The sequence below is a fragment of the Erythrobacter fulvus genome (assembly GCF_028595285.1).
Taxonomy (GTDB): Bacteria; Pseudomonadota; Alphaproteobacteria; order Sphingomonadales; family Sphingomonadaceae; genus Erythrobacter; species Erythrobacter fulvus.
In genome coordinates, this window is sequence record NZ_JAQQXQ010000015.1 from 25,988 (window position 1) to 47,729 (window position 21,742).

23 protein-coding genes and 1 tRNA gene are annotated in these 21,742 nt (G+C 64.9%); 10 read left to right on the top strand and 14 right to left on the bottom strand.

Annotation, left to right across the window (positions count from 1 at the left end; genetic code table 11):
- Nucleotides 1–55: 55 nt before the first annotated feature.
- Both rplT and rpmI read right to left on the bottom strand, forming a co-directional pair.
- Nucleotides 56–415, bottom strand: coding sequence for a 50S ribosomal protein L20 (gene rplT / locus OIK40_RS14560; protein WP_273679088.1), 360 nt, complete (start codon nt 413–415; stop codon nt 56–58).
- A gap of 51 nt (nt 416–466) precedes the next feature.
- On the bottom strand, nt 467–670 hold the full coding sequence (rpmI, locus tag OIK40_RS14565; RefSeq protein WP_026092007.1) for a 50S ribosomal protein L35: 204 nt from the start codon (nt 668–670) through the stop codon (nt 467–469).
- Between the two features lie 319 nt (nt 671–989).
- Between rpmI and OIK40_RS14570 the strand changes: the two genes are divergently transcribed.
- Nucleotides 990–2,330 carry an MFS transporter gene (locus tag OIK40_RS14570; protein WP_273679089.1) on the top strand — a complete coding sequence of 447 codons (1,341 nt, stop codon included), beginning with the start codon at nt 990–992 and terminating at the stop codon, nt 2,328–2,330.
- 30 nt (nt 2,331–2,360) lie between these two features.
- Here the strand turns inward: OIK40_RS14570 and hisN are convergent, their stop codons facing one another.
- The 3 genes from hisN to OIK40_RS14585 are packed head-to-tail and all read right to left on the bottom strand — an operon-like array spanning nt 2,361 to nt 4,410.
- On the bottom strand, nt 2,361–3,131 hold the full coding sequence (gene hisN / locus OIK40_RS14575) for a histidinol-phosphatase (RefSeq protein ID WP_273679090.1): 771 nt from the start codon (nt 3,129–3,131) through the stop codon (nt 2,361–2,363).
- Nucleotides 3,128–3,475 carry a ribose-phosphate pyrophosphokinase gene (locus OIK40_RS14580; RefSeq protein ID WP_273679091.1) on the bottom strand — a complete coding sequence of 116 codons (348 nt, stop codon included), beginning with the start codon at nt 3,473–3,475 and terminating at the stop codon, nt 3,128–3,130. The genes hisN and OIK40_RS14580 overlap by 4 nt, the downstream gene beginning before the upstream one ends.
- Complete coding sequence (locus OIK40_RS14585) at nt 3,475–4,410, bottom strand: ribose-phosphate pyrophosphokinase (RefSeq protein WP_273679092.1); 936 nt, start codon at nt 4,408–4,410, stop codon at nt 3,475–3,477. Before OIK40_RS14585 ends, OIK40_RS14580 begins: the two co-directional genes overlap by 1 nt.
- A 237-nt stretch (nt 4,411–4,647) precedes the next feature.
- Between OIK40_RS14585 and OIK40_RS14590 the strand changes: the two genes are divergently transcribed.
- Nucleotides 4,648–6,144: a porin gene (locus tag OIK40_RS14590; RefSeq protein ID WP_273679093.1), complete on the top strand. Its 1,497-nt coding sequence runs from the start codon at nt 4,648–4,650 to the stop codon at nt 6,142–6,144.
- 28 nt (nt 6,145–6,172) lie between these two features.
- Here the strand turns inward: OIK40_RS14590 and phoU are convergent, their stop codons facing one another.
- Nucleotides 6,173–6,826, bottom strand: a complete 654-nt coding sequence (phoU, locus tag OIK40_RS14595; protein WP_273679094.1) for a phosphate signaling complex protein PhoU — start codon at nt 6,824–6,826, stop codon at nt 6,173–6,175.
- Between the two features lie 67 nt (nt 6,827–6,893).
- Nucleotides 6,894–7,910 carry a class II fructose-bisphosphatase gene (gene glpX, locus OIK40_RS14600; RefSeq protein ID WP_273679095.1) on the bottom strand — a complete coding sequence of 339 codons (1,017 nt, stop codon included), beginning with the start codon at nt 7,908–7,910 and terminating at the stop codon, nt 6,894–6,896.
- A gap of 137 nt (nt 7,911–8,047) precedes the next feature.
- On the opposite strand from glpX, the gene OIK40_RS14605 reads away from it, so the two are divergent.
- Together OIK40_RS14605 and OIK40_RS14610 are read left to right on the top strand one after the other, a co-directional pair.
- Entirely contained in the window at nt 8,048–8,617 is a 570-nt protein-coding gene (locus OIK40_RS14605) for a hypothetical protein (protein WP_273679096.1), read from the top strand.
- Between the two features lie 89 nt (nt 8,618–8,706).
- On the top strand, nt 8,707–9,168 hold the full coding sequence (locus OIK40_RS14610) for a hypothetical protein (RefSeq protein WP_273679097.1): 462 nt from the start codon (nt 8,707–8,709) through the stop codon (nt 9,166–9,168).
- A 4-nt stretch (nt 9,169–9,172) separates the two neighbouring features.
- Here the strand turns inward: OIK40_RS14610 and OIK40_RS14615 are convergent, their stop codons facing one another.
- Both OIK40_RS14615 and OIK40_RS14620 read right to left on the bottom strand, forming a co-directional pair.
- A complete protein-coding gene (locus OIK40_RS14615) occupies nt 9,173–10,492 on the bottom strand; it encodes a homoserine dehydrogenase (protein ID WP_273679098.1) in 1,320 nt (439 codons plus the stop codon).
- 69 nt (nt 10,493–10,561) lie between these two features.
- Complete coding sequence (locus tag OIK40_RS14620) at nt 10,562–11,395, bottom strand: hypothetical protein (RefSeq protein WP_273679099.1); 834 nt, start codon at nt 11,393–11,395, stop codon at nt 10,562–10,564.
- A gap of 434 nt (nt 11,396–11,829) precedes the next feature.
- Between OIK40_RS14620 and OIK40_RS14625 the strand changes: the two genes are divergently transcribed.
- The 4 genes from OIK40_RS14625 to OIK40_RS14640 all read left to right on the top strand — a co-directional run bounded on the left by OIK40_RS14625 (nt 11,830) and on the right by OIK40_RS14640 (nt 14,477).
- On the top strand, nt 11,830–12,504 hold the full coding sequence (locus tag OIK40_RS14625; protein ID WP_273679100.1) for an energy transducer TonB: 675 nt from the start codon (nt 11,830–11,832) through the stop codon (nt 12,502–12,504).
- Nucleotides 12,505–12,579: 75 nt separating this feature from the next.
- Nucleotides 12,580–13,344: a MotA/TolQ/ExbB proton channel family protein gene (locus OIK40_RS14630; RefSeq protein WP_273679101.1), complete on the top strand. Its 765-nt coding sequence runs from the start codon at nt 12,580–12,582 to the stop codon at nt 13,342–13,344.
- 146 nt (nt 13,345–13,490) lie between these two features.
- Nucleotides 13,491–14,021 carry an ExbD/TolR family protein gene (locus tag OIK40_RS14635; protein WP_273679102.1) on the top strand — a complete coding sequence of 177 codons (531 nt, stop codon included), beginning with the start codon at nt 13,491–13,493 and terminating at the stop codon, nt 14,019–14,021.
- Nucleotides 14,022–14,045: 24 nt separating this feature from the next.
- Nucleotides 14,046–14,477 carry an ExbD/TolR family protein gene (locus OIK40_RS14640; protein ID WP_273679103.1) on the top strand — a complete coding sequence of 144 codons (432 nt, stop codon included), beginning with the start codon at nt 14,046–14,048 and terminating at the stop codon, nt 14,475–14,477.
- A 122-nt stretch (nt 14,478–14,599) separates the two neighbouring features.
- Here OIK40_RS14640 and OIK40_RS14645 read toward each other — a convergent pair whose 3' ends face one another.
- The 5 genes from OIK40_RS14645 to OIK40_RS14665 all read right to left on the bottom strand — a co-directional run bounded on the left by OIK40_RS14645 (nt 14,600) and on the right by OIK40_RS14665 (nt 20,590).
- Nucleotides 14,600–17,065 carry a ligase-associated DNA damage response DEXH box helicase gene (locus tag OIK40_RS14645; protein ID WP_273679104.1) on the bottom strand — a complete coding sequence of 822 codons (2,466 nt, stop codon included), beginning with the start codon at nt 17,063–17,065 and terminating at the stop codon, nt 14,600–14,602.
- 46 nt (nt 17,066–17,111) lie between these two features.
- Nucleotides 17,112–17,915 (bottom strand): DUF2059 domain-containing protein, encoded by an 804-nt coding sequence (locus tag OIK40_RS14650; RefSeq protein ID WP_273679105.1) that lies wholly within the window; start codon nt 17,913–17,915, stop codon nt 17,112–17,114.
- Nucleotides 17,916–17,943: 28 nt separating this feature from the next.
- Nucleotides 17,944–19,359 carry a phosphoglucomutase/phosphomannomutase PgmG gene (gene pgmG, locus OIK40_RS14655; protein ID WP_273679106.1) on the bottom strand — a complete coding sequence of 472 codons (1,416 nt, stop codon included), beginning with the start codon at nt 19,357–19,359 and terminating at the stop codon, nt 17,944–17,946.
- An 87-nt stretch (nt 19,360–19,446) separates the two neighbouring features.
- A complete protein-coding gene (locus tag OIK40_RS14660; protein ID WP_273679107.1) occupies nt 19,447–19,749 on the bottom strand; it encodes a J domain-containing protein in 303 nt (100 codons plus the stop codon).
- A gap of 4 nt (nt 19,750–19,753) precedes the next feature.
- On the bottom strand, nt 19,754–20,590 hold the full coding sequence (locus OIK40_RS14665; protein WP_273679108.1) for a division plane positioning ATPase MipZ: 837 nt from the start codon (nt 20,588–20,590) through the stop codon (nt 19,754–19,756).
- A gap of 104 nt (nt 20,591–20,694) precedes the next feature.
- Here OIK40_RS14665 and panC point away from each other — a divergent pair, with 104 nt between their 5' ends.
- Together panC and OIK40_RS14675 are read left to right on the top strand one after the other, a co-directional pair.
- Nucleotides 20,695–21,561 (top strand): pantoate--beta-alanine ligase, encoded by an 867-nt coding sequence (gene panC, locus OIK40_RS14670; RefSeq protein ID WP_273679109.1) that lies wholly within the window; start codon nt 20,695–20,697, stop codon nt 21,559–21,561.
- 89 nt (nt 21,562–21,650) lie between these two features.
- Nucleotides 21,651–21,724, top strand: a tRNA-Gly gene (locus OIK40_RS14675).
- Nucleotides 21,725–21,742 lie beyond the last annotated feature (18 nt).

A 21,742-nucleotide genomic window follows, 5' to 3' on the forward strand; every position in this document is an offset into this window, starting at 1 on the left:
CTCCCGCCCGGGAGCCCGCCCTTGTTCGATTGGCTGACCGTTAGGGCAGCGATGCTCAGGCCGGCAGCGCGGCCTTGGCCTGCTGGATCACGGCCTTGAAGGCGCCTTCCTCGTTCATGGCGAGATCGGCCATCGCCTTGCGATCGAGTTCGATGCCGGCCAGCTTGATGCCGTGCATGAACTGCGAATAGGTGAGGCCTTCCATGCGGACGGCAGCATTGATGCGCTGGATCCAGAGAGCACGGAAAGTCCGCTTCTTCACCTTGCGGTCGCGGTAGGCGTACTGGCCTGCCTTTTCGACCGCCTGACGGGCGATGCGGATGGTGTTCTTGCGGCGACCGCGATAGCCCTTGGCCTGGTCCAGAATCCGCTTGTGCTTGGCGCGGGTGGTAACACCGCGTTTGATGCGTGGCATATCAGTATATCCTTATCTTGCAGATCGAGGGGCGATCACGCCCCGATCGGATCAATCCAGCCCGTAGGGCGCCCACTTCTTGATCGTCGGCGTATCATTGGCCGACAGGACAGAGGTGCCGCGGTTGGTGCGGATATACTTCGCGTTGTGGCTGATCAGGCGGTGACGCTTGCCAGCGACGCCGTGCTTGACCTTGCCGGTGGCGGTGATCTTGAAGCGCTTCTTCACACCGCTCTTGGTCTTCAGCTTGGGCATTTTCATCTCCTTGGTCAGAGACACGTCGGAACCGGCCATGGCAGCCCTTGTCGCCAGGCTGGCTGATTGATTCGTGTCGGTGAAGTGCGCGCGCTTAGGCGGGAGGCGCGCGAAAGGCAAGGGGTTTGGGCTATTGCCGCCCGCGAGCGCCAGAACCGGGCGATGGTGATGACCGGCAATCCGATTGCCGCACTCGGGGCCGGCAAATTGACGATTTATTGACGTTGCCGCCGATTGCCCGGAACATTCTCCTGGCGCATTCAGGCAAGGTGCTGGCGATTCGAACAACCGTGCCGCAATCAGCGTTCCGGGGGGTATTATGGACGACGCACGTGTGTTGGCACAGGTGATGCGCAAGATGATGCTGCGGATCTTGCCATTCATCATGCTCGGCTACGTCATTGCCTATGTTGACCGGGTGAATATCAGTTTTGCCGCAATCCAGATGAACGTGGATCTGGGGTTCAGCGCCACGGTCTACGGGTTGGGTGCAGGCCTGTTCTTTCTGTCTTACGGGCTGTTCGAAGTTCCCTCCAGCATGCTGATGGAGCGGGTCGGCCCGAAGCGCTGGCTGGTTCGAATCATGCTGACGTGGGGCGCCATTGCCACCGCCATGATGTTTGTCGAAACCCCGATCCAGTTCTACGTGATGCGGTTCCTGCTCGGCGTGGCGGAGGCCGGCTTTTTCCCGACGATCATGTTCTATCTCTCCGGCTGGTTTCCCGCCGCCTATCGTGGCCGGGCGATCAGCTGGATCTATATCGCTCCACCGGTGGCTTCGATTGTGATGGGCGCGATTTCGGGCTGGTTGCTGGAACTGGACGGCCTGGGCAACTTGCACGGCTGGCAGTGGCTGTTCCTGGTTCAGGGTATGCCCGGCGTTATTCTGGCGCTGGTGATCTGGCGGTTTCTGCCGGAAACACCGACCGAGGTGGACTGGCTTTCGGCAACGGAGAAAGAGCAGCTGGGCGTTGCATTGTCGCGCGATGCCGCCCTGGTGGTGGAGCATGCGCGGCATGATCTGCTGGGCGCGCTGACCAACCCGGTCGTGCTGTTGTTGGGCTTCATCGGCCTGTTCGGCAATCTGTCTGTGGTTGGCCTGATCCTTTCGGCACCGGCGATACTTACGGATGCCGCAGCTATGGACACGATCTCGATCGGTTATCTGGTCAGCGGCAGCGGCATCCTCGGCACCGTGCTGATCCTTGCCGCCGGATGGAATTCCGATCGTCATGGCGATCGCCTGCGGGATGCCATCATTCTGGCCCTGGCATGCATCGCCGGACTTCTGGCGCTTGCCTGGGCGCCGTCCCCATGGCTGGCCATCGGCGGCTATCTCTTGCTCGCCGTCTGCACGTTCCCGGTCGGGTTGTTGTGCGTATCGTCTGCTCCGGATCTTCTGTCGGTCAGACAGCTGGCGGTGGGGATCGCGGCAATCAACACGTTCTGGCAGCTGGGCTCCTTCGCCTCGCCCTACCTCACCGGCATCGCGCGGGACGCGACCGGGGGATATTCCGCCGGGCTTTATGCCGCGGCGCTCGCCGCCAGTTGTCAGGTGGCGCTGATGGTCTATCTCAGACACCGGGTGCGCATTGCCCGGGCGGCGCACAGCCTTGTTCTTGCCGGCAGGGAGTTCAAAGGCGGGACGACCCCGGCATAGATCATGTGACGCGCAAAGCGTGACAGATCCCTAGCCCATCGCCTCCAGCACATCTTCCAGCCGAGCCGGATCGCCGAGCGCGATCACCGTTCCGTCAGACCCCGCATCCAGCGGATTGCCCTGCCAGTCGGCCATCATCCCTCCCGCGCCCTCGACCACCGGCACCAGCGCGGCGTAATCGTGGAGCTTGAGGCCCGCCTCGATCACCACGTCGATATGGCCCGATGCGACGAGGCCGTAATTGTAGCAGTCCCCGCCATAGATGATCTTCTTCTCCGCCACCTGCTTGGCGACCGACATGAAGGCATCTGCCTCTTCATTGGTGAAAATGTGCGGGCTGGTGGTGGCGAGCACCGCGTCGGACAATTCCTTGAGCGGTTTGGCCTGCGCAGGTTTGCCGTTGAACAGGGTCGGCCGGCCGATGGCCCCGACCCAGCGTTCCCCCGCTATCGGCTGGTCAATGATGCCGAGCACCGGCCAGCCGTCCTGCAACAAGGCGATCAGCGTGCCGAAGATCGGACGCCCAGCAATGAAGCTGGTGGTGCCGTCGATCGGATCGAGCACCCACTGGCGGCCCGCGCCCTCGTTCCGGGTGCCATATTCCTCGCCGATGATGCCGTCGGCGGGAAAGGCTTCCTCGATCAGTTTCCGCATCGCGGCCTCGGCGGCGCGGTCGGCCTCGGTGACGTAGGAGCTATCGGCCTTGCGTTCCTGACTCCACTGCCCGCGGAACAGCGGACGGATCGCGGCACCCGCAACATCGGCAAGGCGCAAAGCAAGGGTGAGGTCTTTATCGGTCATGGGGTGTTCCAATAGTCGAAGGCTTCGGCCTGTCGAGCCTTGGTATAGCGGCGCGCCTCTGGCCCCTCCCATTCAAGAGGCAGGTCATCATAGACACGCACGCGGCTGACGAACCAGCCCTGCCCGGGCAGCGCGTCGGACTGGCGCACCACCAGCACGGCAAGGCCCGGTTCGCCCATTACCCGCCCGTCCTCGTCGATCCGGTCCAGCACTTTGCACAGCTGGCGCATCAACGGACGGGTGAAGGTGTGGCCGAGCAAGGCCAACAGCCCGCCATAGGTGAAGGTCGAACGTGTGCGGGCCGCTTCGATCAGCAGGCCGCGCACCTCGACCGGATCAAACATCAGTCGAACAGGCTGGAAACCGAGCTTTCATCCGCAATGCGCCTGATCGCCTCGCCCACCAGCGGAGCCATGGTGAGCACGCGGATACGGTCCGACTGTTCGGTGGCTTCCGTGGGACGGATCGAATCCGTGATCACCAGCTCCTTGAGCGCCGAGCCGTTGATCCGCGCCACCGCGCCGCCCGAAAGCACGCCGTGGGTGATGTAGGCCGCAACCGACTTCGCGCCGTTCGCCAGCAGCGCCTCGGCCGCATTGCACAGCGTGCCGCCCGAATCGACGATGTCGTCGATCAGGATGCAGTGGCGGCCCGACACATCGCCGATGATGTTCATGACTTCGGATTCGCCGGGACGGTCGCGCCGCTTGTCGACAATCGCCAGCGGGGCATTGTCGAGCCGTTTGGCCAGCGCGCGGGCGCGCACCACGCCGCCGACGTCGGGCGACACAACCATCAGATCCTGATCGCCGTAACGCGCCTGGATATCGGCCGCCATGACGGGCGCGGCATAGAGATTGTCGGTCGGAATATCGAAGAAGCCCTGGATCTGCCCGGCGTGGAGATCCACCGCCAGCATACGATCAGCCCCCGCTTCCGTAATCAGATTGGCGACGAGCTTGGCCGAGATCGGCGTCCTCGGGCCAGGCTTGCGGTCCTGCCGGGCGTAGCCGAAATAGGGCACCACCGCGGTGATCCGCTTGGCAGACGCGCGGCGCAGCGCGTCGATGCAGATCAGCAGTTCCATCAGGTTGTCGTTGGCCGGAAAGCTCGTCGGCTGGACGACGAACACATCCTCGCCGCGCACATTCTCGTGAATCTCGACGAAGACTTCCTCGTCGGCGAAGCGCCGCACGCTCGCATCGGTGAGCGGCATTTCCAGATAGGCCGCAATGGCCCGGGCGAGCGGCAGGTTCGAATTGCCGGACATGATCTTCATGACGCGCGAATCCCCGAAGGCAGGTGGTCCGTCCCGCCTAGCGGCACGTCACCAAATTGCAACGCGAAGCGGCGCGGTTGTCGTCAGACGCGACGGGATCGTTCCGGGGGCGACGCGCAGCGGCGTGAAGCGGTGCTCGAAAGCTTTGTCGTAAATGTCACGGGAATGACATGAAACGAACATAGAGGCGCCTCGCCGGTTCAGCCCGAGCCAGCCGACCAGACAGGCGAGTTTATCATGTCCCGTATTGCCGGTGGATTTTCCATCGCCCTTCTCACTGCCGCTTTGCTGGCAGGCACCAGCACCCCCGCGCTGGCCCAGTCCGAACAACCGCAGGCCGAAGCCTCCGAGACCGATCAGGCACGCATGATTGCCGACCTGCAGCGGCAGATCGACGAGCTGAAGGCGATGGTGACGACGCTTCAGGCCGCGCAGACCGCTGCCGCGCCCGCTGCGTCTCCGGCACCCGTCACTCAAGCCGCTCCGATGCTGGCGCAGGGAACGCCGGGTGCGGCTCCCGCAGCGACGCAGCCCGGTATCGTCCAGCAGCCGGCGCAGCAGGTGGCTGTCGCAACCCCGCCCAGGTCCAAGCAATGGTACGAAAAGCTGCGGCTGCGCGGATATACCCAGATGCGGCTAAACGAGATCGTGTCGGGCGATGCCTCTGCACCCGCTGGCGAATCGCGCCTGCGCACGATCGGCGACAGCGGCGTGCGAGCCGACAATAATTTCAACTTCCGCCGGATCCGTCTGATCCTTCAGGGCGACCTCAACGACTACGTCTCGATCTATTTCCAGCCCGATTTCGCGGCCGCGGTTTCGAACCAGTCGGTCGGCGAGCGGCGTGAAGGCACGGTTTCGCTGCGCGACATGTATGCCGACGTCTACCCGACCGGCGACAAGTCGATCCGCATCCGCCTCGGCCAGTCGAAGGTGCCGTTCGGGTGGGAGAACCTCCAATCCTCCTCCAACCGGCTCGCGCTCGATCGTACCGACGGCATCAACAGCGCGCTGCCGGGCGAACGCGATCTGGGCATCGTTGCCTATTACACGCCCGCGCAGGTGCAGGAGATCTGGGACCGTCTGTCCGCCGACGGGCAGAAGCTTTTCGGCAATTACGGCGCTTTCGGTGTCGGGGTCTTCAACGGGCAAGGCATCAACCGGACCGAGACCAACAACAGCCTGATGAAGGTGGCGATGGCAACCTGGCCGTTTGAACTCGACGGCATCGGGCTCGACGGACAGGTGTTCGAGCTGGGCGGCGCGGTCCTGCGTAACCGGGTCAATCCGGAAGTGCGCACCGGCGGGGTCAGCCCGGTTGCCTACAAGGATAATCGCGTTGGCCTTCACGCCATTCTCTACCCGCAGCCGTTCGGCCTTCAGGGCGAATGGAACTGGGGAACGGGGCCGGAATTCGATCCCGCCACCGGCCGGATCGAGGAACGCCCGCTAAGCGGCGGTTATGTCCAGGCGATGGTCAAGGTTGATGAAAGCCCCATCGGCCGGATCTACCCCTTTGCGCGCTGGCAATATTACCGCGGCGGGTTCAAGGGCGCGGTCAACGCCCCGCGGCTGGAGACCGAAGAGCTCGAACTGGGCCTCGAAGTGCTGCTGAACTCCGCGCTCGAACTCACCGCCACCTATGGCTGGGCTTCGCGCAAGGAAGCCGACGAACGCCGCTTTGGCCAGGCCGAGGGCCAGTTGCTGCGGGTGCAGGCGCAGTGGAACTATTGACCGGACGGCCCGCCGACACGCGGCGGGCCTATTCCCCGGTCAGCATGTAGGACACGTCCCCGGCGATGTTGGTGGCATAGTCGCCGACCCGTTCGAGCTGCTTGCCCATCAGGATTAGCTGGATGCCGTCACCGCTACCTAGACTGCCCTCGTCGATCCCGGCGCGGCAGGATTCGGTCAGCCTTGCGTTCATGGCGTTAAGCTCCGCATCGGCGGCGATCACCTCCTGCGCAAGCGTGTGCGAGGCGGTGTTGAAGCTTTCGATCGCCTTGGCGACCATCGCGCTGGCATAGCGTTCCATCGCCCGCACCTGCGCAAAGCGCGTGCCGAGCGCCGCGCGGTCCACCGTGTCAAACCGCCGCGCAATGCGCTTTGCCTGATCGCCCGTGCGTTCCAGCATCTTGCCGATCCTGATTGCCGCGATGAGATAGCGCAGATCCTCCGCCATCGGCGCGCGCGACATGATGGTGAGCAGCGCCAGCCGTTCAAGCTGACGCTCTAGCTCGTCGATCGCCTTGTCCTGCGACACGATCTGCATCGCGGCGATGGCATCGGCATTCTGCAACGCATCCAGCCCGCCCGACAGCAGCCCGCGGGCCATGTCGGCCATGCGGTTGATGATCGCGCTGACTTCCGACAGCTGCAGATTATACGAGGAGACCGTGTGGGGGCGGTCGATCACGGGGTGCGCCATGCACCTAAAATGACACTTTTGTTACAAAGTGCAAGTTTTGTTACAGCGCCCGCGATCAGCCGATGCGGTGTTCGCCCCGGATCCAGCGCACCGTTCCGGAGCTCGCGCGCATCACCACGCTTTCGGTGGTCATGTACACTTCACCGGTCGGCTTGCGGCGGCGCTTCACCCCGTCGAGCAGAGAACCGCTGGTCACGCCGGTTGCGGCGAAGATGCAGTCGCCCTTGGCGAGATCTTCCAGCTTGTAGATCCGGTCGAGGTCGGTGATGCCCCACTTGCGCGCGCGGGCCTTCTCGTCATCGTTGCGGAACACAAGGCGACCGTTGAACTGCCCGCCGACGCAGCGCAGCGCCGCTGCGGCCAGCACGCCTTCGGGCGCACCGCCCTGGCCCATATACATGTCGACCGTGGTTTCCTCGTCCGTCACCGCGATCACCCCGGCAACATCCCCGTCGCCGATCAGCACCACGCCGCAACCGATGCCGCGCAGTTCCGCGATCAGTTCGGCATGGCGCGGGCGATCGAGCACGCAGACATTGATCTGCGAGGGTTCGCAGCCCTTGGCCGCAGCGACCGCCAGCACGTTTTCGGTCGCCGATTTGGCAAGGTCGATAATGCCTTCGGGATAGCCCGGGCCCACCGCAAGCTTGTCCATATAAACGTCGGGCGCGTTGAGCAGGCAGCCTTCTTCCGCCGCCGCAAGCACGGCGAGCGCATTGGGGCCGGCCTTGGCGGTGATCGTCGTGCCTTCGAGCGGATCGAGCGCGATGTCGATCTTCGGGCCTTTGCCCATCCCGACCTTCTCACCGATATAAAGCATCGGTGCCTCGTCGCGCTCGCCCTCGCCGATCACCACGGTGCCGTCCATGTAGAGGGTGTCGAAGGCCTTGCGCATCGCTTCGACGGCGGCCGCATCGGCCGCCTTTTCGTCGCCGCGCCCGATCAGCTTGGCCGCGGCAATCGCAGCCGCCTCGGTGACGCGCACCATTTCCAGCACCAGCACGCGCTGGATGGCATTGTCGCTGGCGGCTTGCTTGGCCGCGCCGAGGTCGGTATCGGGTGAGGAGTTCATGCGCAATTCAGCCCCTTATCGCTCTGGTGGTCACCAGACTTCGTATTACCCCGGCGCATAAGCGGATGGAGACGGGTTTGTCGAGCAATGCTACTCCCGTCGTGCCGGGTTTTCGCACGCATCCGATGCTTCCGGCCTTGACCGCTGTCGTGTTGGCGTTTGCCGCGCCTTTGGCCGCACAGGATGACACGGGCGCGACACCGGCGCCCTCCGGCCCTGCCGAAATACAGCAGGACGAAAGCCCGCGCGTCAACGTGCTGGTCACGATCCCGCGCGGCGACGTCAATCAGGCACAGGCGCAGGAATGCGTGGACCGCGCCGATGCCGGAACGATCAGCGGCGAAATCGTCGTGTGCCGCCAGATCGGCGAGGACAATTCCAATTCCTTCTCGGGTGACCGCGAAAGGGCGCAGAAACGCTACGCGCAGGAGACCATGCTGAAGGGCGCCCCGCGCGCGCCCGAAGCCTTCGGCATCCCCAATCATGGCAATCCGATCGGCTTGGGCGGTGTCCCGCCGCCGGCGGTATTCATTGACGTCGAGGCATTGCCGCAGGCGCCCGCCGGATCGGATGCCGACCGGATTGCGCGGGGCCTGCCGCCGCTGGGCAGGGATGGCGAGCTGTCCGAAGAAGAAGAACGCGCCCGGCGCGAGGCGGCGGGGATCAAGACCGTCGTGCCGCCGCGTTCCTCGAAGAAGAAAAAGTGAAGGCGGCACGGATAACACGATCCGCGCTCGCCCTTGCTCCACTGCTTGCGGGAGGATTCCTGCCCGCTGCATCTCTGGCGCAGGAACGCGTGCCTATCGATCTCGGCCCCGATGCGGCTGCCGGCACACCGCCGCAAAGCATCGACCTGACAACGCCTTCGCCCGCCCCGGCAGACCCGGAGGCGGAAAAGGAATGCGTGGTTCAACGCGATGCAGGCATTGTCGCTGGTGAAATCGTCGTTTGCCGGTCTACCGGAGAGCTCTCAGACGGCGCGTGGGATCAGGATGATTTCCTGCGGCGTTATGCCGAAGTCACACAGGGCACCAAGGCGCCAGATGTCGACGGAACAGGACTGCCCTTCGGCATGTACCCTTACATTGATATTCGCGGCTGCTTCATTCCGCCTTGCCCGGCACAGCCCGCGCTGATGATCGACGTCACGGCCTTGCCCGAGGCGCCGCCCGGTTCCGATGCAGACAGGATCGGGCGTGGCCTGCCGCCGCTCGGCTCCGCAGGTGCCGGCCGGTCCGTACAGGCTTCGGCAGAATAGGCGCTCAGAGCGGCAGGATCGGCAGCACCAGCGGATCGCCGGTCAGGCTGTCCGATCCTTCGAGCAATGCCAGCGCGCGGGCGACATTGGCTTCCGGGCCTTCGTGCGTCACCATCGCCACCATCACATCAGTGCCCTCTGCCCCGCGACCCTGCTGGATCAGGCTTTCGATCGACACATTGCCGTCGCGCATCGCGGCGGTGATTTCGGCCAGCACGCCGGGGCGATCCTTGACCATGAAGCGGATATAGGTGCGTTCGGTCCGATGGCCTGGTTCGGCAGGGGGGAGCGCGGCGAGCTGCGCCACGGGGATCGAGAAAGGCGCGCCCACTTCGTCGCGGGCAATGTCGATCAGATCGGCGGCGACCGCGCTCGCCGTCGGCCCGTCACCCGCGCCCGCGCCCTGGAACAGCAGCCTGCCCGAGAAATTGCCCTCGGCCACCACCGCGTTGGTCGGCCCGTCGACCGCACTCAGGGGGTGCCCCCTCGCGACGAGACAGGGCCGCACGCGCTGGAGCAGGCGTTCGCCATCGGGCGTGTTCTCGACATCGGCCTCGCCGATCAGGCGGATGACAAAGCCCAGCGCATCGGCCTGCGCGATATCGGCGGCGCGGACCTGAGTGATGCCGTTCACCCGCACACCCGCAAAATCGACCCGCGTTCCGAAACCGATCGCGGACAGGATCGCCAGCTTGTGCGCCGCATCCACGCCTTCGATATCGAACGCCGGATCAGCCTCGGCGAAACCCAGACGCTGCGCATCGGCCAGCACCTCGCCAAAGTCGGCACCGGTGCGCTCCATGGTCGAAAGGATGTAATTGCAGGTGCCGTTGAGGATGCCGTAGACCTTGGTCAGCGCATTTGCGCTGGTGCCTTCGCGCAGCCCCTTGATCACCGGGATGCCGCCCGCCACGGCCGCTTCGAACTTGAGCGGGGCGTTGTTGGCCTCGGCCAGTTCGGCCAGTTCCAAGCCGTGATGCGCGATCATAGCCTTGTTGGCGGTGACAAGGCCCTTGCCCGCCGCCAGCGCCGCGCGCGAACAGGCCAGTGCCGGACCATCAGAGCCGCCGACCAGTTCCACCACAACATCGACATCGTCGCGGCGGGCCAGCGCGGTCATGTCGTCTTCCCACGCGAAGGGAGCGATATCGACACCGCGATCCTTGCCTCGGTCGCGCGCGCTGACCGCGACAACCTCGATTCGCCGACCGGCGCGCGCGGCGATGATCCCGGCATTGGTGGCGAGCAGCCGGATCACGCCCGCCCCCACCGTGCCGATGCCGGCAATGGCGATACGCAAGGGTGCGGATTCGGATTCGGTCAAGCGGGCCTCCATAGATAGCGGTGAAGGCGCTTAACTGTCAGGCGCGCGCGGTCAAGCGGCGAGGCGCGCCTAGGGGGTTTGCGTTATCCGCCGCTCGCACGGCCCCAGCGCCTCGATCACGAAAGCATAATCGCGCGCGGCCAGCCGCCGCGCCTCCGGATCGCGCGCGAGATTGGCGTTGCTCGGCAATTGCGCAGGCAGCGAACAGGCGAGGCGATACCACCGCAGGCTTTCGGGCTGCGGCGGGCGGGCCGACGAATCGATGATCTCGCCCCAGGATACGCCCCACCGCACCGGCTGGCCGGGACGACGCAGAATAGTGAGCGAGACCGGCGAGCGATCTTCGGTGGCGACGAAAATCTGCGTTTCCGATTCGCCCGCAAGCGTGCCCGGTACAGCCAGCGCATCGCTGATTCCGGTAATTGTCGGCGGAATATCGGGCGCATAGAGCTCGGTCAGGATCGGACGCACCCGCGCGACAAGATCGGGCGTGAAGGGCAGCTGCGCGCCGGGCGCAACCAGCCGCACCTCGCCCGGACGACCCGGGACAGGGTCGGCAAACAGCAGCATTTCGCGATTCTTGAGCTTGGGGGGCTTGCCCTTGGGATCAAGCGGTACGTCGACAAGATAGACGATACTGCCGCCAACCGCGCTGCGCCCGGCGATCAGCGCGACCGTGTCGGCCTCAATATAAAGCCTCGCGAATCCGGACGCGAGGCCGGGTGCACGCTCGGGTTTAAGCGCAGTCTGGCGGCGAATCTGGACTCTGATCACAAGGTCCGCAGCGTCCGAGAGGGTCGCAAGATCGGCATAGGTCGGCCCCGCAGGCGCATTGGCGGAAGGGATTGCGGCAGATTGCGCAAACGCCGCGCCCGAGACTGCGCCCACCCCTGCAAGAGCCATTGAGAACGCTGCCAGACGCTTGAAAAACCGTCTTAAATTGCCGTTAACCTGTTTTTGCATCACTGCCTTCACCTGCACGAATATTGCCCGTCTTCTAGCAGGCCTGATAGGACATTGCGCGCAGTGAATCCGTCATGAACCGATAAAGCGTTTGATTGGGTTGGGGTTGCCCGTTAAAGCCGCCATGACTGACCGTACGGGACTGGGGACATTCCTGCGCGGGCAGCAAGGTTTTGCGCTGCGCGGACTCGGGCAGCGCTTGCCAGTCGGGGATGAACAATTGCGACGCGTGCCGATGTGCGCTCGCCGTATCAGTCCCTGGCGTGGGAGGACCGAAATCTACGGGATCCGCCAGCCGACGTGCCTGGTCGGCGGGTGGTAAGTGTGCCGGCCAGTGAATGCTGTCCGGCCTGCAATTGGAGAGAAAGCGCTGGATGTCCTACGCTAGCCAACAACAAGGATTGACCGGCACCAAGCTCGTCGCACTGATCATCGCGCTCGCGATCGTCGGTGGCATCGGCGCGGTTATGGTCATCGGCCTGGCGATCAACGCCATCAAAAAAGAAATTGAACGGGTCACTACCGTCAACATCGAAGAGCCGCCGCCGCCGGAAGAGCCCGACGAGCCGCCGCCAGAGCAGCCGCAGGAAGTGGCACCGCCGCCGCCGGTCGCTCCGCCGCCGCCGATCAACATTGCCCCTGCTCCGCCGCCGATCCAGACGCAGCCGACCATTCCGCCGCCCGCTCCGCCGGCACTGCGGATTCCGCCGCCTGCTCCGGTCGCGCCGCCTGCACCCCCGCCCGCGCCGTCCAAGGCCCGCGGCGCGCGCACCAAGAACGAGCGCAGCTGGGCATCGCGCATTCAGGAAAACTACCCGGCTCGCGCCCTGCGCGAGGAAGTCGAGGGCACCGTGGGCGTACGCGTCACCGTTACGCCCGATGGCCGCGCCACCGGTTGTTCGGTTACCGCAACCAGCGGGTCGGACATCCTCGATGCGGCCGCGTGTCAGGGGATGGAGCGCTATGCCCGCTTCGAACCGGCGCTCGATGATGCCGGCAATCCGACTACGGGCAACTATTCGACCCGGATTACCTATCGTTTGAACTGATGCACGAATCCGGTCTCGGCCTTGCGCAAGGGGCCGCGACCACACAGGACAATTCTTTCAAGAGGACTACTCGCAATGAACCTTTACACTCTTGCCGCCGCTGCCGGTGAAGCGCCCAAGAACCAGTTCGGCTTCATGGAAGCCATGAAGGAAGGCGGCCCGGTCGCCTGGTCGATCCTCGCGGTCATGATCATCATGTCCGTCGGCACCTTCTACATCATGTTCACCAAGCTGTTCGAGCAGAACAAGATCATGAAGCAGTACAAGACGGTGCAGACCAGCTTCTGGCGCGCGTCGAGCCTCAAGGAAGGCGCTGTCAAGCTCGAGAAGGACGGCGCATGGCGCCAGATCGCCGACGACGCGGTCAAGGCCCAGGAAGATCACGGCAAGATGACCGACGCGCTCGAATCGCATGACTATATGCACGGTTCGCTGCGTCGCTCGGAAGATTCGATCAACGCGGTGCTGGCCGGCGGTCTGCCGTTCCTCGCGACCGTTGGTGCGACTGCGCCGTTCGTCGGCCTGCTCGGCACCGTGATCGGGATCTACCGCGCGCTGATCAACATCGGCATCGAAGGTTCGGCATCGATCGACAAGGTCGCCGGCCCGGTCGGTGAAGCGCTGATCATGACCGCGATCGGTCTGCTCGTGGCGGTTCCCGCGGTGCTCGCGTTCAACTGGCTGCAGTCGCGCAACCGTCGCATCGCCGAGCTGCTCGACAGCTTCGCCACCGACATCCTCGCCTACATCAACTCGAACGGTGCGGTGAAGCCGTCGGTTCAGGCGGCTCCGGCAGCCAAGCCCGCTGCCAAGCCGGCTGCTCCGGCCACCAAGGCCTGATCGCCATTGTCGCAAAGCGGCGGGAACCAGCTCTCACGGGCCTTCCCGCCGCCTACCGGCACCAGCCCCGCCTGAGCAGGGCCTGAAGCCGGGATGCCTACGGGCAGACATCTGAAGTCATTGCTTTGACAAGGTAGGAATTCACAATGGCGATTTCGACGGGAGGCGGGGGCGATACCCCCATGTCCGACATCAACACCACGCCGCTGGTGGACGTGATGCTGGTGCTCCTGATCATCTTCCTCATCGCGGTCCCGGTGGCGATCCAGACGATCGAAAAGCTCAAGATCCCCGTGTTCGAATCGGTTGAATCGAAGAACAAGGTGGAAAATCTGCTGCTGACCGTCAGCACCACCGACGCCGCAGGCCGCAGCGCCGGGGAACCGGGCTTCGAAGGCGCGTCGCGCCAGGGCGAATGCCGGGTCTACTTCAACAACATCACCCCTGTGAGCTCGGAAGAGCTTTACGATCAGGCGTTCAACCGCCTTGATGCGATCGTGAAGGCTGCGGGCGGCGTTGAAGCGATCATGGCCGACCCCGAGCAGATCCCGCAGGTGCACATCCGTGCCGACGTGAACGCCCCGTGGCGCTGCGTTGCCGGCACGATCTACAACGTTCAGGCCGCCGGCTATCCGACCGTCGGGTTCATCTCGAACCCGGTCGAGCCCGGCATCTGAGCCTGAGGAAGAGGAGTAACTGACATGGGTATGTCCGGAGGCAAACTCGACGGCGAACCTATGATGGACATGAACATGACGCCGCTGATCGACGTTCTGCTCGTTCTGCTGATCATGTTCATCATCACCATTCCGGTGGCGACCCACTCGGTCGATATCGATCTCCCGCAGGGCAACCCGCCGCCGCAGGACATTCAGGTCGATCCGGTCAAGAACAAGCTGGTGCTGACCTCGCAGGACCAGATCCTGTGGAACGGGACCACGGTGGACTCGGGCCAGCTGGTGACCTTGCTGAGCGAGACCACCCGCATGTCGACCGAGCCCGAATTGCAGTTCGAGCCCGAACCGCTCGCGAGCTATGACATCACCGCCAAGGTGCTGCAGATCATCAAGAGCTCGGGCGTGACCAAGTTCGGCTTCGTCGGCAACGAGAAGTACCGGACCTTCGGCAAGTAAGCTTCAGAGACCTTTCGGGGTCTCCAGAGTAGTTCAAAGGGGCGCTGCGAGAGATCGCGGTGCCCCTTTTCGTTTGTCCGACCAAAATGTTTCACGTGAAACATTAGGTGAACGAGGGGCGGTCAATCGCCTTCCAAAGGCTCGTCGGGACGCATCGCTGCCGCAATCAGCCCCTCGGCCTCCAGCAGCAGTTCGTCGTCCACCGCACCCTGCGGCACAGCCTCGCGGCCGATCATGGTCATCACCGGCACGGCAAGCGGCGAGACCCGTTCAAGCTCGACATGCACCAACTCGCGCTCCGACCGTTCGAGCAGGTCCGCAAGCCGGCCGACATCGGTCATCCGCGCGCGGGCATCGGCCCATGCGGCCTCGATCAGCACGTGGTCGGGCTCGTACTTGCGCAGCACGTCGTAGATAAGATCGGTCGAAAAGGTGACCTGCTTGCCGGTCTTGCGCTGGCCCGGATGCTGGCGCTCCACTAGGCCGGAGATCACCGCCACCTCGCGAAAGGCGCGGCGCAGGAGGTGGCTTTCGGTCACCCACTCGGTGAATTCGTGCGTCAGAATATCGGGCGACAGCAGGGGCGCAGGATCGGTGACCGGCTTCAGCCCCCAGACCGCCAGACAATAATCATTCGCCACGAAACCGCCCGGCAACAGGCCGCGATCCTCCATCCGCCGAGTGATCAGCATGCCCAGCGACTGGTTCGCGTTCCACCCCTCGAAGGTATAATAGGCGGTGTAGTGCTTGCCGCCGTGCGGGAAGCTTTCGACCAGCAGCTCGCCCGGAGCGGGTAGGCGTGAACGATAGTCCTGCATCTCCAGCCATTCGCGCACGTCGTCCGGAAAGCGCCCCCACCCCGCGCGGTCAGCCAGCAGCGCCTGCACGCGGGTGGACAGGTGCGTGGTAAGCGGCAGGCGCAGGCCGCCGTATGACGGGATGGTGGCGCTCTTTTTCGCGGCGCGGACGGTGACGTCCATGTCCTTCACGCCCTCGACCTCAAGGCTCATGCCGGCGAAGAAGAACGTGTCGCCGGGGGAGAGCTGGGCGGCGAACCGCTCCTCGACCTTGCCGAGGCTGCGGCCGTTCCTGAACCGCACGGTGAGCATCTCGCTATCGACGATGATCCCGGCATTCATCCGGTGCCGCTGCGCCTGGTTGGGGTGCGCAAGCCGCCAGACGCCGGACTTATCGCGCACGATCCGCTGGAACCGGTCATAGGCCTTGAGCGCGTAGCCGCCGTTGGAGACAAACCCCAGAACGCGGGCAAAGGTCGCTTCGTCCACCCAGCTATAGGCAAGGCTGGATCGCACTTCGGCCAGCAATTCATCCTCGTGAAACGGCCCTGCACAGGCGCAGGCCATCACATGCTGGGCGAGAACGTCGAGGCTGCCGGGCCGGAAGGCCTCGCCGTCGCGCTGGCCCTCGTCGACCGCCTGCTTGGCCGCGATCGCTTCGAGGAATTCGAACCGGTTGCCCGGCACCAGCACCGCGCGGCTCGGCGTATCGAGGCGGTGGCCGGCCCGCCCGATCCGCTGGAGCAGGCGCGAGGAACCCTTGGGCGCCCCCATCTGCACCACCAGATCGATATCGCCCCAGTCGATCCCGAGATCGAGGCTGGCGGTGCAGACCAGCGCGCGCAAATCCCCTCGCGCCATCGCCTCTTCTACCTTGCGCCGCGCCTCTGTGCTGAGCGAGCCGTGGTGGATGCCGATGGGCAGGTGATCCTCGTTGGCCTCCCACAGGCACTGGAAGATGAATTCGGCCAGAAAGCGCGTGTTGGTGAAGACCAGCGTGGTGCGGTTGGCCTTGATCGCTTCGTAGAGCTGCGGGACGGCCCAGCGCCCTGCATGCCCGCCCCATGGCACACGCTCTTCATTGGGGAGCAGGATCTCGACCTCCGGCTCAGCGCCCTCCTCGCCGATAACAAGATCGGCCGCGGCGATCTCGCCTGTGTCGCCCGCCTGCGGGGCAAGCCATTCCTGAAAATCGCGCGGGGCAGCGAGTGTGGCCGACAGCGCCACCCGCTGCGCCTGCGGGGCCAGTGTGTGCAGCCGCGCGAGGCTGAGCGCCAGCAGATCGCCGCGCTTATCGGTGGCAAAGGCGTGCACCTCGTCGATCACGATCCGCTTCAGCCCCGCGAACAGATCGGCGCTTTCCGGGTAGGACAGCAGCAGCGAGAGGCTTTCGGGCGTGGTCAGCAGGATATGCGGCGGACGTTCGCGCTGGCGTTTCTTGCGGTCGGACGGGGTATCGCCGCTGCGGGTCTCGACCTTGATGGGCAGACCAATCTCGTCGATCGGGGTCAGCAGGTTGCGCTTCACATCCTGCGCCAGCGCCTTCAAGGGCGAGACATAGAGGGTGTGCAAGCCATCCGGCGACAACGCGCCGGCGGAAGGTGCGAAGTCGCACAGCGTCGGCAGGAAACCCGCCAGCGTCTTGCCCGCCCCGGTATCCGCCACCAGCAGCGCGTGATGCCCCTCGCGCGCCTTGGCGAGCATCTCGGTCTGATGCCGCCGCACCCGCCAGCCGCGCGCATCGAACCATGCGGCGATTTCGGGCGGGATGGGAGGGTCGGCGTCGGGCACGGATCAGATGTGGTCGCTGGCGCGACGCGGAGCAAGCACGGGCGTACTATTCGCTCCCGCCGGCCATCGCCGTGATTTCGTCCACGCTGTAGCCGGTTGCCGCGGCGACTTCGCCTTGCTCGGCGGCCGAAAGATCAGCGAAGCTGCGCGGGGCGGGAAGATCGGCTGTGGCTTCTGCCATCTTGCGCTCCAGGTCGGCGAAGGCGCCCATCATTTGCGGCATCGCCTCCATCGTCGCGCCGATGATGCGCGGATCGCTCGACATGGTGAAGCTCTTGCGTGCGTAGGCGGCACCGATATCCGTCAGGAAGAAGCTTTCGATTCCGTCCAGCTCGGTGCTCGAGAAATGGATCGCATAAAGCTCCGACATGGCCTTGCGCATGGCCGGCTCCATCGCCGTCATCATGTCGCGCATCATGGCCGGAAACAGTGCCTTTTCGCGCTCGTGACGCTCGGCATAAGCGGGATCGAACAGAGCCGCGATCTGTGCGGCCTGTTCGGGGGTGAGGTCCAGCGCGGAGTCGCTGATCCCGGTAGCCCGCGTCACCGTGCCCTTTGCCGGCGCATCGACAGCAGCGAGCAACGGCCCGAGCATGTTGTCGAACATAGAGCCCATCATCTCGGACATCGTGCCTTCGGGAATCATCAGGGCGACGATGCCCTGCGCCTGCGGCAGGCGCGCCTGTTCCTCGGCGGTGAGCGGCTCGGCCGGGAACATCTGGCCCAGCATCGCCATCGCCTGATCCATTTCCTCGGCCTCGCTCGCCCGCTCCTGCGCGGCGAGCGGCTGAGGGGCCATCGTCAGCGCGGCCAGCGCGGTGGTGGCGGCAAAAATCCTGCGACGAATCATGGTGATGCTCCCCTGTTGATGCGCAGGCTTAATGCCCGACACTTTCGCCGCGCTCCAGCCCCGATGCGGCAAGCTGCGCGTCGATCTGTGCCAGCAGCCGCTCCAGCCCTTCCTCGCTGTCGCTTTCGGCGCGGGCCACCAGCACATCCTGCGTGTTCGAGGCGCGCAGCAACCACCAGCCGTCGGCGGTGTTCACACGCACGCCGTCGGTGGTGTTGACCGCCTCGACCTCGGGGCCGGGGTTGCCTGTCAGCCGTCCGGCGATTTCCGCCATCGCGGCGAATTTGCGCGTCTCGTCCACCTGGAAGCGCATTTCCGGCGTATTGAGCATCGCCGGGATCGCGCCGCGCAGCTCCGTCACCGACTTGCCCAGCCGCGCCGCTGCCGCCAGCAGCCGGACACCGGCGTAAAGCGCGTCGTCGAAGCCGTAATATTCGTCGGCGAAGAACACGTGGCCGCTCATTTCGCCCGCCAGCGGCGCGCCAGTTTCCTTCATTTTGGACTTGATCAGCGAGTGGCCGGTCTTCCACATCAGCGGCTCCCCGCCCAGCTCGGCGACGCGGTCAAACAGCGCACGGCTGGCCTTCACGTCGGCGATCACCGTCGCACCGGGGCGAGTTTTCAGCACATCCTCGGCAAAGATCATCAACAGCTGGTCGCCCCAGATCACCCGCCCCTCGCCATCGATCGCGCCGATCCGGTCGCCATCACCGTCGAAAGCCACTCCGAAATCGAGCTTCTTGTCCGCGACGAGCTTCCGCAAGTCGGCCAGATTAGCCTCCACGGTCGGATCAGGGTGGTGATTGGGAAAATGTCCATCGACTTCGGTAAAAAGCAGATGGTGTTCCCCCGGCAACCGGGCGGCCAGCGCTTCGAGCGCGGGGCCGGCGGCACCGTTTCCAGCATCCCAGCCGACGCGCAGGCTTTCGAGCCGGGCGGCATCGATTCCGGCCAGTCCCTCGAGCAGGCGCTCGACATACTCGCCCATGATGTCCTTCGTGGTGACTTCGCCGGTGCCGCTGGCGAACGCCCCGTCTGCTGCCAGTTTCCCGAGCTTCTGGATATCGGCGCCGAAGAACGGCCGACCAAGAAATACCATCTTGAAGCCATTGTAATTGGGGGGATTGTGGCTGCCAGTTATCTGAATGCCGCCATCCACCTGTTCGCTTGAGGCCTCGGCATAATAGAGCATCGGGGTCGCCCCCATGCCGATCCGCACAACGTTGCACCCGCTCCCGGTGAGCCCTTCGACCAGCGCGTGTTCGAGCATCGGCGAACTGACCCGCCCGTCATAACCCACCGCCACCGTTTTCCCGCCCGCTTCGCGCAGCAATGTGCCGAAGGCCCGCCCGATCGCGCGCGCATCATCCGCGCCCAGCGTTTCGCCGATAATCCCACGAATATCATATTCGCGCAGCACGGTCGGGTGGAATTGGTGTTGCATGAAAGGCTTATCCTGTTGCTGCTGGTTGCCGCCCGCCTGCGACTGGACGGGAAATGTGTCAATCCTGCGATGGCGCCGGACGGCCGGTCATTGCCCGTCCCCCTGTCCCGGCAGGGGCAAGTCGCCGAGCAGCAGGTCGCGCGCCGCATTGGCTTCCTGCATCGCCGCGTTAGTGCCGCCCCGATCAGGATGGACCAGCGTCACCAGCCGCCGGTGCGCGGCGATCACCTCCTCGCGGCTCGCCCCGGCTTCGACCCCCAGCAGCTGGCGTGCGCGGTAGATCGCCTGACTGCGGGTTGGCGCGGGACGCAGATATTCCCACGGCCACTTGCCGAAGGCCCAGCGGCACAGGAAGCATACCGCGGCGATGATGATGACGTAGCGCAGCACCGGATCAGGCCAGTTCCAGCTCGTTCTGGGCGCGGGCGAATTCGGGCAGGTTCAGCGCCTTGACAAGGCTGCGCAGCTCCTGCCGTGCGACAAGGTGGCTGGTGCCCAGTTCGCCCAGATGACCCTTGTCGAGCAGGGTCAGCCCCGAAGGGAACAGCTCGCGGTAGATCACGCGTTCGGACAGCCCCTGCGTCACCCGGAAACCGACCCGCTTGGCCATCTCCGTCAGCGCCTTTTGCAGGCGGGCCTGGTTGCGCGCCTCGACGTGGCCGGTGCGGTTGCGCACCACGATCCAGTCCATTTCCGGGCGCTGCTGTTCGATCGTCATGCGGCTGCGCTTCAGCCGCGCTTCCCAGATCAGTTCGGCGAAGAACGACAGCTTCTTCACCTTGAAGCTTTCCGCGTCGACCTGCCCGATCAGGTCGAAATCGACAAAGCTGTCGTTCATCGGCGTGACCAGCGTATCGGCATTTTCCACCGCGGTGCGGGCGAAGGGATCATCGCGCCCCGGATTGTCGATGATCAGGAAATCGCAGGTCGCCTCCAGCCGGCTGATCGCGGCCAGCAGTTCCTCCTGCGTGTCGCCGCGAAACACCTCGCAATCGGGGGTCGGCAAGGTCAGACGCCGCTTTTCCAGCGTGGCGAGCCGGTTTTCGATATAGCGGTGCATCGTGCGCTGGCGCGGATCGAGATCGAGCGAGGCGACCCGTGCCCCGAGATAGGCGAGCGCCACCGCGACATGCACCGCAGTGGTCGATTTGCCCGTGCCGCCCTTTTCATTGGCGAAGACGATGCGGTGGGCCTTGCCGGGGATCCGCCGCGCGGGGGCAGTGCTGGCCATGATGAACGAAAACCTCTTGTTCGTGCCGCCGCGTTCCGGGCCGCCTTGAAAAGCGCGCCCGCGCGGCTAGGGAGACGTCCGGTTCTATCGGCAGGGGAAGGCCCGTGCAAATTGCGAAGACGCGCGATGTGTTGAGAAATTCCCTCGCGGCGTTGCGGCGGCGGGGGCCGGGACTTATCGCGCTGGTGCCGACCATGGGCGCGCTGCACGAAGGCCACCTGACGCTGGTGCGCCGGGCGCGCGAGGAAGCCGATCACATCGTCGCCTCGATCTTCGTCAACCCGAAGCAGTTTGGCGCGAACGAGGATCTGGACGCCTATCCCCGCCAGCTGGCCGAAGATGCGGCGATGCTGGAGGCCGAAGGATGCGCGCTGCTGTGGGCACCGACTGTCGAGGAAATGTATCCGGCAGGCTTCGTCACCAATATAAGCGTCGCGGGCGTGAGCGAGGGGCTGTGCGGCGCGGCGCGGCCCGGCCATTTCGACGGGGTGGCGACAGTCGTCTGCAAGCTGTTCAACCAGGTGCTGCCCGACATGGCGTTTTTCGGCGAGAAGGACTTCCAGCAGCTTGCCGTGATCCGGACGATGGCGCGCGATCTCGATCTGACGCGGCCGCACGCGGATGCGATCATCGGCGTGCCGACCGTGCGCGAGGCGGACGGATTGGCGATGTCGAGCCGCAACCGCTACCTTTCGCCCGAACAGCGCGCACATGCCGCCGCCCTGCCCCGCGCGATGCGGGCCGCAATCGCCGCGATCGAAGCGGGTGCGCCGGTGGCCGGAAGTCTGGCAGCGCTCGAAACGGAAATCGTCGGGGCAGGTTTTTCCAGCGTCGATTACGCCGTGCTGGCCGACAGCACCTCGCTCGCCCCGCTGGCGTCGCTCAGGGATACCCCCGCCCGGCTGCTGGTCGCGGCACGGATCGGCGGCACGCGGTTGATAGACAACATGGCGGTGGGGCCTGCGCTCTGACAGCGCGGTGAACGCACAGAAGGCACATTGCGCGCGAGAATCGTTGACGCGCCCCCATGCGTGATGGCATTGGCTCGCCTCACGAGCGGGCGGGTATAGCTTAGTGGTAAAGCTCCAGCCTTCCAAGCTGGCTATGCGGGTTCGATTCCCGCTACCCGCTCCAATCTCCCCCCTTACCGAG

Coding starts and splice junctions, on each gene's coding strand:
- rplT (WP_273679088.1), bottom strand. CDS start 415: ATGCCACGCATCAAACGCGGTGTTACCACCCGCGCCAAGCACAAGCGG.
- rpmI (WP_026092007.1), bottom strand. CDS start 670: ATGCCCAAGCTGAAGACCAAGAGCGGTGTGAAGAAGCGCTTCAAGATC.
- OIK40_RS14570 (WP_273679089.1), top strand. CDS start 990: ATGGACGACGCACGTGTGTTGGCACAGGTGATGCGCAAGATGATGCTG.
- hisN (WP_273679090.1), bottom strand. CDS start 3,131: ATGACCGATAAAGACCTCACCCTTGCTTTGCGCCTTGCCGATGTTGCG.
- OIK40_RS14580 (WP_273679091.1), bottom strand. CDS start 3,475: ATGTTTGATCCGGTCGAGGTGCGCGGCCTGCTGATCGAAGCGGCCCGC.
- OIK40_RS14585 (WP_273679092.1), bottom strand. CDS start 4,410: ATGAAGATCATGTCCGGCAATTCGAACCTGCCGCTCGCCCGGGCCATT.
- OIK40_RS14590 (WP_273679093.1), top strand. CDS start 4,648: ATGTCCCGTATTGCCGGTGGATTTTCCATCGCCCTTCTCACTGCCGCT.
- glpX (WP_273679095.1), bottom strand. CDS start 7,910: ATGAACTCCTCACCCGATACCGACCTCGGCGCGGCCAAGCAAGCCGCC.
- OIK40_RS14620 (WP_273679099.1), bottom strand. CDS start 11,395: ATGGCTCTTGCAGGGGTGGGCGCAGTCTCGGGCGCGGCGTTTGCGCAA.
- OIK40_RS14625 (WP_273679100.1), top strand. CDS start 11,830: ATGTCCTACGCTAGCCAACAACAAGGATTGACCGGCACCAAGCTCGTC.
- OIK40_RS14630 (WP_273679101.1), top strand. CDS start 12,580: ATGAACCTTTACACTCTTGCCGCCGCTGCCGGTGAAGCGCCCAAGAAC.
- OIK40_RS14635 (WP_273679102.1), top strand. CDS start 13,491: ATGGCGATTTCGACGGGAGGCGGGGGCGATACCCCCATGTCCGACATC.
- OIK40_RS14640 (WP_273679103.1), top strand. CDS start 14,046: ATGGGTATGTCCGGAGGCAAACTCGACGGCGAACCTATGATGGACATG.
- OIK40_RS14650 (WP_273679105.1), bottom strand. CDS start 17,915: ATGATTCGTCGCAGGATTTTTGCCGCCACCACCGCGCTGGCCGCGCTG.
- pgmG (WP_273679106.1), bottom strand. CDS start 19,359: ATGCAACACCAATTCCACCCGACCGTGCTGCGCGAATATGATATTCGT.
- OIK40_RS14665 (WP_273679108.1), bottom strand. CDS start 20,590: ATGGCCAGCACTGCCCCCGCGCGGCGGATCCCCGGCAAGGCCCACCGC.